Annotated in this window: 12 protein-coding genes and 1 pseudogene; 7 read left to right on the top strand and 6 right to left on the bottom strand. The window is 65.5% G+C overall.

Annotated features, from left to right (window positions below):
- Positions 1-16: 16 nt before the first annotated feature.
- Positions 17-676: a TetR/AcrR family transcriptional regulator gene (locus K0O64_RS09030; protein WP_096310863.1), complete on the top strand. Its 660-nt coding sequence runs from the start codon at positions 17-19 to the stop codon at positions 674-676.
- Here K0O64_RS09030 and dmpG read toward each other — a convergent pair.
- The 4 genes from dmpG to K0O64_RS09010 are packed head-to-tail and all read right to left on the bottom strand — an operon-like array spanning position 673 to position 4,067.
- Complete coding sequence (gene dmpG, locus K0O64_RS09025) at positions 673-1,686, bottom strand: 4-hydroxy-2-oxovalerate aldolase (RefSeq protein ID WP_096310861.1); 1,014 nt, start codon at positions 1,684-1,686, stop codon at positions 673-675. The genes K0O64_RS09030 and dmpG overlap by 4 nt on opposite strands.
- Positions 1,683-2,639 (bottom strand): acetaldehyde dehydrogenase (acetylating), encoded by a 957-nt coding sequence (locus K0O64_RS09020; protein ID WP_096310859.1) that lies wholly within the window; start codon positions 2,637-2,639, stop codon positions 1,683-1,685. Before K0O64_RS09020 ends, dmpG begins: the two co-directional genes overlap by 4 nt.
- 7 nt (positions 2,640-2,646) lie before the next feature.
- Positions 2,647-3,435, bottom strand: coding sequence for a 2-keto-4-pentenoate hydratase (locus tag K0O64_RS09015; RefSeq protein WP_096310857.1), 789 nt, complete (start codon positions 3,433-3,435; stop codon positions 2,647-2,649).
- Positions 3,432-4,067, bottom strand: coding sequence for a TetR/AcrR family transcriptional regulator (locus tag K0O64_RS09010; RefSeq protein ID WP_096310855.1), 636 nt, complete (start codon positions 4,065-4,067; stop codon positions 3,432-3,434). Before K0O64_RS09010 ends, K0O64_RS09015 begins: the two co-directional genes overlap by 4 nt.
- Before the next feature lie 105 nt (positions 4,068-4,172).
- Here K0O64_RS09010 and K0O64_RS09005 point away from each other — a divergent pair, with 105 nt between their 5' ends.
- From K0O64_RS09005 to K0O64_RS08980, 6 genes and pseudogenes are all read left to right on the top strand, one after another.
- Positions 4,173-5,747, top strand: a complete 1,575-nt coding sequence (locus tag K0O64_RS09005; protein WP_096310853.1) for a bifunctional 3-(3-hydroxy-phenyl)propionate/3-hydroxycinnamic acid hydroxylase — start codon at positions 4,173-4,175, stop codon at positions 5,745-5,747.
- Positions 5,744-6,610 carry an alpha/beta fold hydrolase gene (locus tag K0O64_RS09000; RefSeq protein WP_096310851.1) on the top strand — a complete coding sequence of 289 codons (867 nt, stop codon included), beginning with the start codon at positions 5,744-5,746 and terminating at the stop codon, positions 6,608-6,610. The genes K0O64_RS09005 and K0O64_RS09000 overlap by 4 nt, the downstream gene beginning before the upstream one ends.
- Positions 6,607-7,609: pseudogene (locus K0O64_RS08995) on the top strand (VOC family protein). Before K0O64_RS09000 ends, K0O64_RS08995 begins: the two are co-directional and overlap by 4 nt.
- Entirely contained in the window at positions 7,602-9,416 is a 1,815-nt protein-coding gene (locus K0O64_RS08990; RefSeq protein WP_096310847.1) for a sulfatase family protein, read from the top strand. Before K0O64_RS08995 ends, K0O64_RS08990 begins: the two are co-directional and overlap by 8 nt.
- Positions 9,417-9,428: 12 nt before the next feature.
- Positions 9,429-10,460, top strand: a complete 1,032-nt coding sequence (locus K0O64_RS08985) for an amidohydrolase family protein (RefSeq protein WP_096310845.1) — start codon at positions 9,429-9,431, stop codon at positions 10,458-10,460.
- Positions 10,461-10,564: 104 nt separating this feature from the next.
- Complete coding sequence (locus K0O64_RS08980) at positions 10,565-10,759, top strand: hypothetical protein (protein ID WP_125477411.1); 195 nt, start codon at positions 10,565-10,567, stop codon at positions 10,757-10,759.
- Here the strand turns inward: K0O64_RS08980 and K0O64_RS08975 are convergent.
- Together K0O64_RS08975 and K0O64_RS08970 are read right to left on the bottom strand one after the other, a co-directional pair.
- The gene (locus tag K0O64_RS08975; RefSeq protein ID WP_096310843.1) at positions 10,756-11,634 is read right to left on the bottom strand and encodes an alpha/beta fold hydrolase; all 879 of its coding nucleotides are present in this window, start codon (positions 11,632-11,634) and stop codon (positions 10,756-10,758) included. The two genes, K0O64_RS08980 and K0O64_RS08975, sit on opposite strands and share 4 nt — an antisense overlap.
- Positions 11,631-13,169, bottom strand: coding sequence for a flavin-containing monooxygenase (locus tag K0O64_RS08970; RefSeq protein ID WP_096310841.1), 1,539 nt, complete (start codon positions 13,167-13,169; stop codon positions 11,631-11,633). The genes K0O64_RS08975 and K0O64_RS08970 overlap by 4 nt, the downstream gene beginning before the upstream one ends.
- Positions 13,170-13,194 lie beyond the last annotated feature (25 nt).

Raw genomic sequence — 13,194 nt, 5'->3', positions numbered from 1 at the left:
CTGCTAGTATCTGCGCATGGCAGGTGCCGAGGTTCCAGCGGGGAACCGCCTCGAACGACGCAAGATGCAGACCCGGGCCGCGCTCGTTCGCGCCGCTCAGGGCTTTATTGCCGCCGGAAACCTGAATGCGCCGGTGCTGGAGATCACCCAGGCCGCCGACGTCGGAATGGGATCGTTCTACAACCATTTCGAGAGCAAGGAAGAGCTGTTCGAAGCCGCCGTCAACGACACTCTCGACCAGCTCGGCGCCCTCCTAGACAAGCTCAGCGTCGACGGTGAGGATCCGGCCCTGACCTTCGCGCGCAGCTTTCGGATCGTCGGCCGCTTGTTTCGCCACCTCCCCGAAACGTCGCGGGTGCTACTCAACACCGGGTTGACGCTGATGCACTCCGACCGTGGGCTCGGTCCGCGGGCCCTGCGAGACATCACCGTCGCAGCGGAGGCCGGACGATTCACCGTGGCCGATCCGGAGTTGGCCTTATCGGTGGCAGCCGGGGCGCTGATGGGCTTGGGTCAGCTGCTGCGCACTCAACCCGAGCGTGATGGGGCCGAGTCATCGGATCACGCCACTCGGGGCGTGCTCGTCATGCTGGGACTGTCCGCCGAGGAAGCCGACGAGATCTGCGCGCAGCCCCTCCCCGACCTCGACGAGCTCATCGGAACCGACGCCGGCTAACCGCCTTGCGCGGTGAGGTCCAAGGCTATGCCGACGAGCATGTCTTCCTGCCCACCGACCATGCCCCGACGGCCCGCTTCCTCCAACAACATTCGGACATCGACGTCATAGCGCGCCGCCGCCACCTCGGCGTGCCGCAAGAAGCTCGAATACACACCCGCGTAGCCGAGCGTCAGGGTCTCGCGGTCGACGCGGACCGGGCGATCCTGCAGTGGCCGCACCAGATCGTCGGCCGCATCCTCGACTGCGTGAAGGTCGCACCCGTGGCGCCAGCCCAGCCGGGCGGCCGCAGCGATGAACACCTCGAGTGGTGCGTTACCCGCACCGGCACCCATACCGGCCAGCGAGGCGTCGACCCGGTGTGCTCCGTGTTCGACCGCCGCGATCGAATTGGCAACGCCCAGTGACAGATTGTGGTGGGCGTGGATGCCGATCTCGGTGGCGGGCAACAGGGTTTGTCGCAGCGCGTCAACCCGGTCGGCGATGTCACGCATGAGCATCGCGCCACCGGAGTCCACCACGTACACGCACGTGGCGCCGTAGCTTTCCATCATCTTGGCTTGCCCGGCCAGGGCAGCGGGTGTGGTCATGTGGCTCATCATCAGAAAGCCCACGGTGTCCATGCCCAGTTCCCTTGCGGCGGCGATGTGCTCGGCGGCGATATCCGCCTCCGTGCAGTGGGTGGCCACCCGCACGACCGTGGCACCCGCCCGCTTGGCGTCTTTGAGATTGTGCACCGTTCCGATGCCGGGCAGCAGCAGTGTGGCGACCCGTGCCCTTGTCACCACAGCGGCGACCGCTTCGATCCATTCGAGGTCGGTGTGTGCGCCGAAACCGTAGTTGCACGTCGAACCGGCCAAACCGTCGCCGTGGGCCACCTCGATGGAGTCCACACCCGCGGCGTCCAGCGCGGCGGCGATGGCGCTCACCTGCTCGAGGCTGTACTGGTGGCGGATCGCGTGCATACCGTCGCGCAGCGTGACATCACTGATGTAGAGGTCATGTGTCATGCGGGTGCGCCCGCGGTTCGCTTGGCATGCAGCGCGATTCGTTCGGCAGTGGTGATGGCCGCGGCGGTCATGATGTCGAGGTTGCCGGCGAAGGCCGGTAAGTAGTCCGCCGCGCCGGTGACTTCGAGCAATGCGGTGACCCGGGTGCCGGCGAACTTGCCAGTCTCCGGGATGAACAGTGGACTCTCGGCCGTGAAGGTCTCGAACTGCACCCGCTGCTTGAGCCGGTAGCCGGGAACGTACGCCCTGACCCTGCCCACCATCTCCTCGACGGACTGCTCGATCGCGTCGTGGTCGGCATCGCCGTCGACCAGACAATAGACGGTGTTGCGCATCATGATCGGCGGGTCAGCCGGGTTGAGGATCATCACGGCGCGGGCCCGCGCAGCACCACCGACCGCGCACAGTGCCGCAGAGGTGGTCTCGGTGAATTCGTCGATGTTGGCCCGTGTCCCCGGACCAGCCGACTTCGACGCGATCGACGACACGATCTCGGCGTAGGACACGAAGCCGACCTGACCCACGGCGGCGACGATCGGTACGGTGGCTTGCCCGCCGCAGGTCACCATGTTGAGGTTGGGCGCGTCGAGATGATCGTCGAGATTGACCACCGGAACGCAATACGGACCCACCGCTGCCGGTGTGAGGTCGAGGGCACGGACATCGGTGCCGACCAGCTTGGCCCAGTTCGCTCGGTGCGCCGAGGCAGACGTGGCATCGAAAACCAGCTTGATATCGGCGAATTCGGGCATTGCCAGCAAGCCGTCGATGCCTGTGGCCGTGGTGGGCACGCCCATCCGCTTCGCGCGCGCCAAACCGTCGGAGTCGGCATCGATGCCGACCATCGCGCCCATCGTCAACGGGCCGTCACTGCGTAGCACCTTCATCATCAGATCGGTGCCGATGTTTCCGGAGCCGACGATGGCAACCGGCCAGTGGTGGTGTGATGTCATGGTTTCCTCAGGTGAAGGTCAGCGACACGTCGCCCAGACCGGTGATGGTGGCGGACGCGATATCGCCCGGCTGCACGAACGACGCGGCGGTGAACGAGCCCGACATGACGAACTGCCCTGCCTCGATGTCCGTTCCGAACGCGCTGAGTGCGTTGGCAAGCCAGGCCACGGCCGCCGCCGGATCGCCCAGGACCGCCGCGCCGAGCCCCGCGGCGACCTCGATCCCGTTCACGGACAGCGACGCTCGGGAGGTCTGCAGATCGACGTTGTGGTCGAAGGGAATCCACTCACCGATGACTGCGGCGCCCGAACTGGCGTTGTCGGCGACGGTGTCGCGCAGGGTCAGCTTCCAGTCACGGATACGGCTGTCGACGATTTCCAGGGAGACGGCCACCGCCTCGGTCGCGGCGCGGACGTCCTCGACGGTCACGTTCGGACCCCGCAGCGCGGAGCGCAGAAGAAACGCCACCTCCGGCTCCACCCGCGGCGCGCAGAATCGTTCGGCCGCAACGGATGCGCCGGCGGCAAGCACCATATCGTCGAGGATGTAACCGAAGTCGGGCTCGTCGACGCCGAGCAGCGCCTGCATGGGTTCGGAGGTCAAGCCGATCTTGTGACCCACCAGCACCCGACCCCCGGCCAACCGGCGGCGCAGGTTTACCTGTTGTATCGCGTACCCATCGCCGATATCGATGCCGGGATAGCGCGTGGTGAGCTGGTCCACGGGTGTGACGTTGTCGGCGGCGGTGGCGAGCGCCTCGGCAGCTTCCTCGATCTCGGTGCGGGTCAGCGTCATCGGGCGTCGTTTTCTTCGACCATGCGCATCGCGGTCTCGTACAGGGCCTGGCCGTGGAGGGTGAACAAGGCAATCAGGTCGACGGCGTCGCCACCGATCTCCTTGGCGATGAACAATCCGTCCGCGCCGGCGATCGCGTAGGTGGCGAGCTGGCTCACCTGCGCTTCGGAGAGTCCCAGGCCCATATCCCGGATGCTGGTGGACAGCGCCTCGAAAGCCTGGTGGCGCACCTGAACGAACATGGCCCGAGCTCGCGGCTCTTGCGGCCTGCGTTCCAGGGCCAGCATGAGACCCAGCCGGAGGAAGTCCGGCGAGTCGAGCAGCGCCTTGGCGGTGCCGACTGCCACTTCCCGCAGGCGGTCTCGCGCCATGACGTCTTCGGGAAGCTGCCAGACCTTGAGCCAGTTCTCGAAGCTTCGTTCGATGACCGCGGCGATCAGGTCGTCCTTGTCTTTGAAGTGCCAATAGATGGAACTGGCCGGCAACCCGCACTTGGTGCTGACCGCACCGATGCTGGTGCCCTCGTAGCCCCGTTCGGCGGCGATTTCGGTGGCGGCGTCGAGGATCCGGGTGCGCGACAACTCACCATCGGCTCGCCGGGTGCGGCGCTTTCCTTCATCGGCTGCAGCCATTTTCTTCCTGCCTCTTGACTCTGTAGCGATCACTACATTACCGTATCGATCACTACAGAACAAGTCCCCGGTCGACGAGGACCCGGCAGACGAATGCGAGACGCAATGAGTCACACCTCCACGTATGACGTGGCGATCGTCGGATACGGTCCGGTGGGGGCCACTGCGGCGAACTTGTTGGGGCAGATGGGTTTACGAGTCGTCGTCATCGAACGTGACCCCGACATCTATTTCCGGGCGCGTGCCATCTCCATCGACGAGGAGGTGCTGCGGATCTGGCAACAGGTCGGACTGGCCGACCGCCTCGGCGCCGACATGCAACCGGGCGCCGGCGCCGACTTCGTCGACACCAACGGCGTGAGCATCGCCAAGCTGCTACCCGCGGATCGCGGTAACGGCCATCCCCCGCAGCAATTCATCTACCAACCGGCAGTCGAAGGGGTTCTCCGCCGTGGCGTGTCCCGGTTTCCGAACGTCTCGCTACTTCTTCAACACGAGTGCCTGCGTCTTACCCAGCGCTCCGACTCCGTCGAGTTGATGCTTGCCGACCTCACTCACGACGAGTTCAAACGCATCCGGGCCTCCTATGTCATCGCCGCCGATGGCGGATCGAGCGCAATCCGGGGGCAACTGGGGATCGGCTTCACGGGTCGCACCTACTCCGAGCGCTGGATCGTGATCGATACCAAGGTCATCGACGAATGGCCGGGCCACGATCGGCTCCGCTTTCACTGCAACCCCGAACGCCCAATGGTCGATTGCCCTACCCCGTTGGGACACCATCGCTGGGAGTTCCCGGTGCGCGCCGAGGAGAACGAAGACGACCTCCTCAACGAGGACGCCATTTGGAACGTGCTCAGCCGCCAGGGCATTACACGAGCGAACGTTCAGATCATCGGCTACGCGTGCTACAGCCATCACGTCCGATTCGCCGACCGCTGGCGGGTCGGACGAGTCTTCCTCGCCGGTGATGCGGCGCACGCGATGCCTCCGTGGATCGGCCAGGGTATGTGCGCAGGTGTGCGTGACGTCGCCAACCTGTGCTGGAAACTGCACGCCGTCGTCTCGGGCAGTCTTGCCGAATCGGTTCTCGACTCCTACCAGGACGAGCGCCTTCCCCATGTCAAAGAGGTCACCAACCGCGCCGTCAAAGTGGGACGAATCATCGTCGAGCGGAATCGAATTCGTGCCGCTATCCGCAATCGATTCTTCCGTACCGCCGGCCACGTTCCGGGCTTCATGACCTGGCTTCGCAACCATCGCTGGTTGCCTGACGCCCGATACCACCACGGGCTGCTGGCGCGCAACGGCAACCCGGCCGCTGGCTGGCTGATTCCTCAGCCGTGGGTCATCGACGAGAACGGCGACCGCGTGCGCCTCGATGACATCATCGGTGGCACGTGGGCGGTGTTGCACATCGGACCTGCGCAGGCAGCACATTCCTGGCGGCTGGCCGGCGTGCCGGTCCTCCAGATCGCAACCGCAGGCAGCCCTTCAAGCGCTGACCGGATCGTCGACCGCGACGGTGTGCTGACCGATTGGCTGGCCCGCAGGAAGGCAGTAGTCGTGGCTGTGCGGCCAGACGGATTCATCTACGCCGGCGCGGCCGCCGGCCAGCAGTTAGCCCCTCCCCCGGCCGAATTCACCGCGCCGATCACCCGAGTCAAGGACCACGCATGACCACACTCGAATCCGAATACACCGTCCGTGTCCGGGGCGCCGACATCTTCACCACCGACACCGGTGGGGACGCGCCCGCGGTGGTCCTCCTGCACGGCGGCGGGCCGGGGGCGTCGGGACTCTCGAACTACTCACGCAACATCGAGGCACTGGCGCGCAACTTCCGCGTCGTGGTACCCGACATGCCCGGGTACGGCCGGTCCAGCAAGTACGTCGACCATGACGACCCGTTCGGCTTTCTGGCCGACCGGGTGCGCGGCCTTCTCGACGAATTGAATTTGCCGACAGCGCATCTCGTCGGCAACTCCTACGGGGGCGCCGCAGCCCTGCGATTGGCCCTGGACACGCCGCAGCGCGTCGACAGGTTGGTGTTGATGGGACCCGGCGGCATCGGCACCACGCGAGGCCTGCCCACCGACGGTCTCAAGAGATTGTTGGCCTACTACGGCGGCGACGGACCGAGCCGCGACAAGCTTGCCGAGTTCATCCGCACCTATCTGGTGTACGACGGCGCTGCCGTTCCCGACGAGCTGATCGATCTGCGGTATCAGGCGTCGATCGATCCGGAAGTGGTGGCCAACCCCCCGCTGCGCCGGCCGTCCGGACTTCGCACGCTGTGGCGGATGGACCTGACCAGAGATAGCCGTCTGCGCGGGCTTCGTACGCCGACACTGGTGCTGTGGGGCCGCGACGACAAGGTGAACCGGCCCGCAGGCGGCCCGTTACTGCTGAAGATGATGCCCAACGCCGAACTCGTCATGACATCTCATACCGGGCATTGGATGCAGTGGGAACGCGCCGACCTGTTCAACCGGCTCGTCACCGAATTCCTCTCCCCCGACTCGACGTTGGCGATGTCATGACCGACGTCTTCGGGAAAGTCCATCTCGGCTACCTCGTCATCGAGACCGAGAAGTTCTCCGACTGGCGCAGATTCGGTCGCGATGCCGTCGGAATGCATCTCGACGAAGCGTTACCCGACGTCCTGCGTTTCCGGCTGGACCACAACGAGTGCCGCTTCCTGCTGCAGCGCGGTCCGGCCGAGGACACCACCGCACTGGGCTGGGAAGTGGACGACCACACCACCTTTGATGTCATCGCGTCCCGGATCCGTGACCACGGGGTGCCGATGACGACGGGGACCGAGGAGGAGGCTGCCCTGCGTGGGGTCGAGCGGTTCCTCCGTTTCCCCGGCCCCAACGGGCTCGACCAGGAGATCTACGTTCAGGCCACCAGAAGCAGTGACCCGCTGCACTTGGCCGCCACCGGCGGATTCGTCACCGGGGTCGACGGTATGGGACATGTGGCCATTGCGACCCGCAAACCGCACCAGATGCGCGGCTACTACAGCACCGTGTTCGATGCGCGACTGTCCGACTACATCGACGAGACCATCAGCGGGCTGAAGTTCAAGATCCGGTTCCTGCGGGTCAACCAACGCCATCACAGCGTCGCTATCGCGTCGGTGAATCGGCTGCCGCTCAATCCGATTCGCACGAGAATTCAGCACTGCAACATTCAGGTCGCCGAACTAGACGACATGACGCACGCCTACCAACGCGTTCGCGATCTCGGCTTCGACATCGCCCTGTCCATAGGACAGCACACCCAACGACAAGGAGTTGTCGTTCTATGCCGTCTCCCCGTCAGGCTTCGAGTGGGAGGTGGGCTGGAATCCGATCGTCGTTGACGAATCCACCTGGCAACCCACCACGCACCAGGGCATCAGCATCTGGGGCCACACGCCGGAGGGCAACACCATCGTGCAGCTGATGGAGCGATTCAAGACCGGCGCACAATCGGTCCTGCGCACCGAAGCAGCCGTGCCTGCGTTGGCCGGAGCCGGTATCGCCGATGACTGACACGGAACATCAGTCGAGCACCGATGACACGCGCACCGGCCCGTCACGTCGCGCCTTCCTGGCGCTGGCCGCCGGCGGTGCCGCAGCCGTGCCGTTGCTGACATCCTGCGGATCGGGTACCACGACCACGCCCGCCGCATCGACGCCGGCACTCACCAAACCACCTGCTCCGCAACGTGGTTCGCGTCCCAACATCGTGTTCGTGTTCACCGACCAGGAACGCTACTTCCGATCCTGGCCGTCCGGAATGTCGCTGGCCGCCCGGGAGCGTCTGGCCGAGGAGGGCGTGACCTTCCACAACCACTACACCTCGGCGGTGATGTGCACCAGCTCGCGTGCGGTAATGCTGACCGGACTGCAGACTCCCGACAACGGGATGTTCGAAAACGCCGACCTTCCCTACGTGAACGCCATGAGCACCACAGTCCCCACCATCGGGCATCTGCTGCGCAAGGCCGGGTATTACACCGCATACCAAGGAAAATGGCACCTGGACGCCGCGTTCGACCGCGAGCCCGTCCAGCACGTGCTCACCGACCGGATGGATGCTTACGGCTTCTCAGACTTCGGACTACCGGTCGACTCACTGGGCCATGACCTCGGTGGCTACACCACGGACTCAGTGATCGCCGCCGGTGCGCAATCATGGCTGCGCAACACCGGCAGGCCGATGGCCGACGACGGCAAGCCATGGGCGTTGTTCGTGAGTCTGATCAACCCGCACGACATCATGTACTTCAACACCGACAAACCGGGTGAACAGGTGCAGGACACCGGCAAGCTGCTGATGCACGCCGCACGGGCGCCCCAGCAGACCCTGTACCAACAGCATTGGGACAGCGCGCTGCCGGCGAGCCTGGAACAGCCGATGCAGGAACCGGGCCGCCCCCGCGCCCACGGCGAATTCCTCAAGGCCTGGGGGTACACCCTGGGCACGATCCCGCCCGAGCCGGACCGCTGGCAACGCTTCACCGACTTCTACCTGAACAGCATCCGGTCGGTGGACCATCAGATGTCACTGCTGCTGGGCGAACTCGACGATCTCGCCCTGCGCGGCAACACCATCGTGGTCTTCACCTCCGACCACGGCGAGATGGCCGGGGCGCACGGCCTGCGCGGCAAGGGCCCGTTCGCCTACGAGGAGTCCATTCACCTGCCCATGCACGTCCTACATCCGGACGTCAACGGCGGACAGCACCTGAACGCACTAACCAGCCATATCGATCTGGTGCCGAGCCTGCTGGCGTTGGCCGGCGTCCCCCCGGCCAACGTCGACGAACTGGCCGGCCGGGCGCTGCCCGGCAAGGACTTCAGCGCAGCGCTGTCCAACCCCGGCAACGCCGACGTGCATTCCGTTCGAGACAGTGTGCTGTTCACCTACAGCGGGTTGGCGACGAACGACAGCGACGCGGTGAAGCTCTTCGCTGAAGCCAAGGCGGCAGGCCAGGATCCACGGCAGCTCATGCAGGCCAACGGATTCCGGCCGGATCTCACTAAACGTGGCAGCCTCCGAACAATGTTCGACGGGCGGTACAAATTCAGCCGGTACTTTGCGCCCGCGCAGCGCAACGTGCCGACCAATCTCGACGACCTGTACCGGTTCAACGACGTCGAGTTATACGACCTGCAGTCCGATCCCGCAGAAATGACCAACCTCGCCGCGAACAAGGGCGAGCACAGCGATCTGGTGCTCTCGGCCAGCACCAAGCTCGAGGCGGTGATCAAGTCCGAAATCGGTGTCGACGACGGGCGCGAAATGCCCCAGTTCGGCGACATTGATTGGCAGATCGACCGGATGGATCTCTGATAGGGACGGAAGATGACCCGCATCGACACTCATGCCCACGCCGTTCCGGCCGATTACCGTGCGGCGCTGACGAAAGCCGGGGTCGCCGATGCCGGCGGCCGGGAACTGCCGGCCTGGAGCCCGGAGCAGGCGCTGGCCGCAATGGCGGAGCTGGACGTGTCCACTGCGATCCTCTCGGTGTCGGCGCCGGGCGCCACCTTCCTGCCCGCACCGGCCGATGCCGCGGCGCTGGCTCGCGATGTCAACGACTACACCGCCTCGGTGGTCACCGCGAACCCCGACAGGTTCGGGTTCTTCGCGACGCTGCCGATGCCGCACATCGACGAATCGGCTGACGAGGCAGTCCGCACACTCGACGATCTGCGCGCCGACGGCGTGGTGCTGCTGGCCAACAATGCCGGCGTCTACCTCGGTGAGGACGGCCAGGACGATCTGTTCGCGGCACTCGAACAGCGGTCGGCAGTGGTGTTCGTTCATCCCGCCGAGTTGCCCGGACCCGAGGTGCCAGGCGTGCTGCCCTGGGCGACCGACTTCCTGCTCGACACCACCAGGGCCGCATACCTACTGGTACGCAACGGCATTCGACGCCGGTATCCCAATATCAAGTTCATCCTCAGCCACGCCGGCGGCTTCGTGCCCTACGCGGCGCACCGGATGGCGATGGCGATCATGAGCGATACCGGCCGCAGTGTCGCCGACAGCCTCGACGAATTCTCCAGCTTCTACTTCGACACCGCGCTGTCCTCGAGTGCGGCCGCGCTGCCCACTCTGCTGGCCTTCGCCCAACCCGGCCACATCACCTTCGGGTCCGACTTTCCCTTCGCCCCAGTGGTGGCCGGCAAGATGTTCGCCGCGGGTTTGGAGACCTATCCCGGCCTGGACGCCGCGGCACGAACGGCGATCGAGCGCGGCAATGCGTTACGGCTCTTGCCCCGACTGGGCGCCGCGAGTCCGATTCCACCACCGTCGCTGCCGGACCGGATCAAACAAGCAGCGAGCCGGCAGGTGATGCGCACTGCGACGCGGCTGATCAACACACGCTGACGCCAGCCGCGGTAACGTACCGCTATGGCCGCCAGACAGGTGCGCTGCTGGAAGTGCGACACGCCGTTCTACGGTCGCGCTGACGCTCGCTACTGCAGTAACGCGTGTCGACAGAAAGCCCACCGCGAGCGCACGCGCGCGGCGTCGCCGAGGAGCACGTCACCGCGCCGGATCTGAGCGAAGTTGTCATGCAGGCTCGTGCCACGCGTCAGCGCGCCCGCCAAGCCCGGGAAGCAGCCCTCACGGCGCGTCGGGCGGCGGCCGAGTCACTGGCCCGCATGAAGCGACGCGGCAACTAGGCGTTCTGCACCGCGGCAGCGGCCCGGGCTGTGTTCGCGCGCGCCAGGAATGGCACCAGCAGGTCGGCGAACCGCTTCGGGCATTCGATCTGCGGCATATGCCCCACACGGTTGAGCAGGTGCACCTCGGCGTGGGGATATACCCGCATCGCCTCACGGATGTGGTGCGACGGCAGGATGCGATCTCGCGTGCCCCACATGATCAAGGTCGGACGTGGCGTCCGGGCGACTCCGGCGGCGAGTTCACGGCGCCACTCCGGCCGCACCCCGCGCGGCGTGCCGAGCGCGAGCGCGGTCTCGAGCATCACCGCCCCGGCATCGGGTTGTGAGCCCACTGCGAACGCGTGGTCGATGCGCTGCCGGGTGGCAATTGCCTTGTCCGCGTGGATCAGCCGCTCCATCAGCGCCGAACTCATGCGAGTCGGCCGGCGCATGCTCATCGCGCCGAGTACCGGCACGGTGAGCATCCGCAGCAGCATGGTCACCTCACTGCCGAAACCCGCGCTGTTGATCAACGAGAGGCTCGCGATCCGATCGGGCTGTTCGACGAGTAGCTGCTGCGCGATCGCGCCGCCGAGCGAATTACCCACCACATGCACGGGCCGATCCTCGCCGAGCGCATCGAGCGCGCCGACGACTCCTTCAGCTAGCAGCGGCAAGGTGATGGTCTCTTTGGGGCGCTCGGAAAAGCCGAAGCCGGGGACGTCCAGCGCGATCGTCCGATACGACTGGCCCAGCCGCTCGTACTGGGTGGACCAATCCTCCATGCTGCGACCGATGCCGTGGATCAGCAGGACGGGCGGATTGGCTGGGTCGCCGCCGACGCGGACCCGTGTGCGCCGACCGTCCACCTCCACGAAGGTGGGTCTAGTCATGCCGAGGCCACGCCCGAGACCACGCCCGAAATTGCCTGGGCCCCAACCGCTGTGCTGAATCGCAACGCGGGATCTTCGACCGGGCCCTTGCGCAGCCGGTTGTGATCCGCCCAATAGTCCATCTCGACCGTCCAGGGGCCGGTCGCGCCCTGCTGCGGGAACAAGTCCACCGACCGCTGGACGTAGCCGGCCGAGAAGTCGAGCATCGGACGCTTTTCGATGTGTGGGTCATCGACCACCGGAACCACCGTCGTGTAGCCATGCCGGTCCATGTAGGCCAGCAGGCGGCACAGGTGCTCGCACACCAGACCGACCTTCAGCGTCCACGACGAGTTCGTGTACCCAAAGGCGAAGGCGAGGTTCGGAATGTCGGAGATCATGAAGCTCTTGTAGAGCAGCGACTGGTGCGGATCCTTGACATCACCGTCGACCGAAATCTGAATTCCACCCAGCGGAAGCAGCTTCAAACCTGTTGCGGTGACGATGATGTCGGCGTCGAGGGTCTTGCCGGACTCCAGCAGGATCCCGGTCTTGGTGAAGCGCGCGATGCGGTCGGTGACCACCTCGGCCTTGCCCTTGGCGATCGACCGAAACAGGTCGGCGTCCGGCACCGCGCACAGACGCTGGTCCCAGGGGTTGTACTTGGGATTGAAGTGGGTGTCCACCTCGAAACCCTCCGGCAGCGCCTTGACGTTGATCCCCCGGATGATCCGGCGCGCGAGCTTGGGATGGCGCTGGCACAGGTTGTAGATGAATCGGCCCTTGCCGATGTTGAAGCGCCGGGTCGCAGCATAGGCGGCTTTGGCCGGCAACACCTTTCGCAAGGTGTTGGCGATCGGGTCCTTACGCGGCAACGGCATCACGTAGGACGGCGAGCGCTGAAGCATGGTGATGTGCTCGACATCGCCGGCCATCGCGGGAATCAGGGTGACCGCCGTGGCACCACTGCCGATGACGACGACCTTCTTGCCCGTGTAGTCGAGGTCCTCGGGCCAGAACTGCGGGTGCACGATCGCACCCTCGAAGTCCTCTTCACCCTCGAAGTGGGGCCGGTGTCCGCTGGCGTAGTCGTAGTAGCCGGTCGCCCCGAACAACCAGTCGCAGGTCACCTCGAACTGTTCGCCGTCCCGCTCCAGCGTGACGGTCCATTGCGCGGTGCCGGAGGAGAAGTCGGCCCGTAACACCTTGTGATGCAGATAGATTCGCCGCGCGAGGTCGTCCTCGTCGATGACCTCGTGCAGGTAGTCGAGAATCTCGTGCGCATCGGCGATCGCGTTGTCAGAAGTCCACGGCTTGAACTCATAGCCGAAGGTATGCAAATCAGAGTCCGACCGGATGCCGGGATAGCGGAACAGGTCCCAGGTGCCGCCGATCGCGTCGCGACTGTCCACGATCGCGAAGCTCTTACCGGGCTGCAGGGTAGCCAGGTAATGACCCATCCCGAGGCCGGAGATGCCGGCACCGACGATCAGCACATCGACGTGGCCACGCAGCGGTTGGCTCGGGCGGGCCTGGTGGAGGGAGCTCACAGTCATCGGGGCACTCTCTGATCGTTCCTGG

Origin of the sequence: Mycolicibacterium pallens (assembly GCF_019456675.1) — a bacterium.
Classification (GTDB): Bacteria; Actinomycetota; Actinomycetes; order Mycobacteriales; family Mycobacteriaceae; genus Mycobacterium; species Mycobacterium crocinum.
This window is presented reverse-complemented; position numbering and strand designations above follow the sequence as displayed.

What these genes read in the sequence shown, in the direction of transcription:
- K0O64_RS09030 (WP_096310863.1), top strand. Translation starts at nt 17, where the DNA reads ATGGCAGGTGCCGAGGTTCCAGCGGGGAACCGCCTCGAACGACGCAAG.
- dmpG (WP_096310861.1), bottom strand. Translation starts at nt 1,686, where the DNA reads ATGACACATGACCTCTACATCAGTGATGTCACGCTGCGCGACGGTATG.
- K0O64_RS09020 (WP_096310859.1), bottom strand. Translation starts at nt 2,639, where the DNA reads ATGACATCACACCACCACTGGCCGGTTGCCATCGTCGGCTCCGGAAAC.
- K0O64_RS09015 (WP_096310857.1), bottom strand. Translation starts at nt 3,435, where the DNA reads ATGACGCTGACCCGCACCGAGATCGAGGAAGCTGCCGAGGCGCTCGCC.
- K0O64_RS09010 (WP_096310855.1), bottom strand. Translation starts at nt 4,067, where the DNA reads ATGGCTGCAGCCGATGAAGGAAAGCGCCGCACCCGGCGAGCCGATGGT.
- K0O64_RS09005 (WP_096310853.1), top strand. Translation starts at nt 4,173, where the DNA reads ATGAGTCACACCTCCACGTATGACGTGGCGATCGTCGGATACGGTCCG.
- K0O64_RS09000 (WP_096310851.1), top strand. Translation starts at nt 5,744, where the DNA reads ATGACCACACTCGAATCCGAATACACCGTCCGTGTCCGGGGCGCCGAC.
- K0O64_RS08990 (WP_096310847.1), top strand. Translation starts at nt 7,602, where the DNA reads ATGACTGACACGGAACATCAGTCGAGCACCGATGACACGCGCACCGGC.
- K0O64_RS08985 (WP_096310845.1), top strand. Translation starts at nt 9,429, where the DNA reads ATGACCCGCATCGACACTCATGCCCACGCCGTTCCGGCCGATTACCGT.
- K0O64_RS08975 (WP_096310843.1), bottom strand. Translation starts at nt 11,634, where the DNA reads ATGACTAGACCCACCTTCGTGGAGGTGGACGGTCGGCGCACACGGGTC.
- K0O64_RS08970 (WP_096310841.1), bottom strand. Translation starts at nt 13,169, where the DNA reads ATGACTGTGAGCTCCCTCCACCAGGCCCGCCCGAGCCAACCGCTGCGT.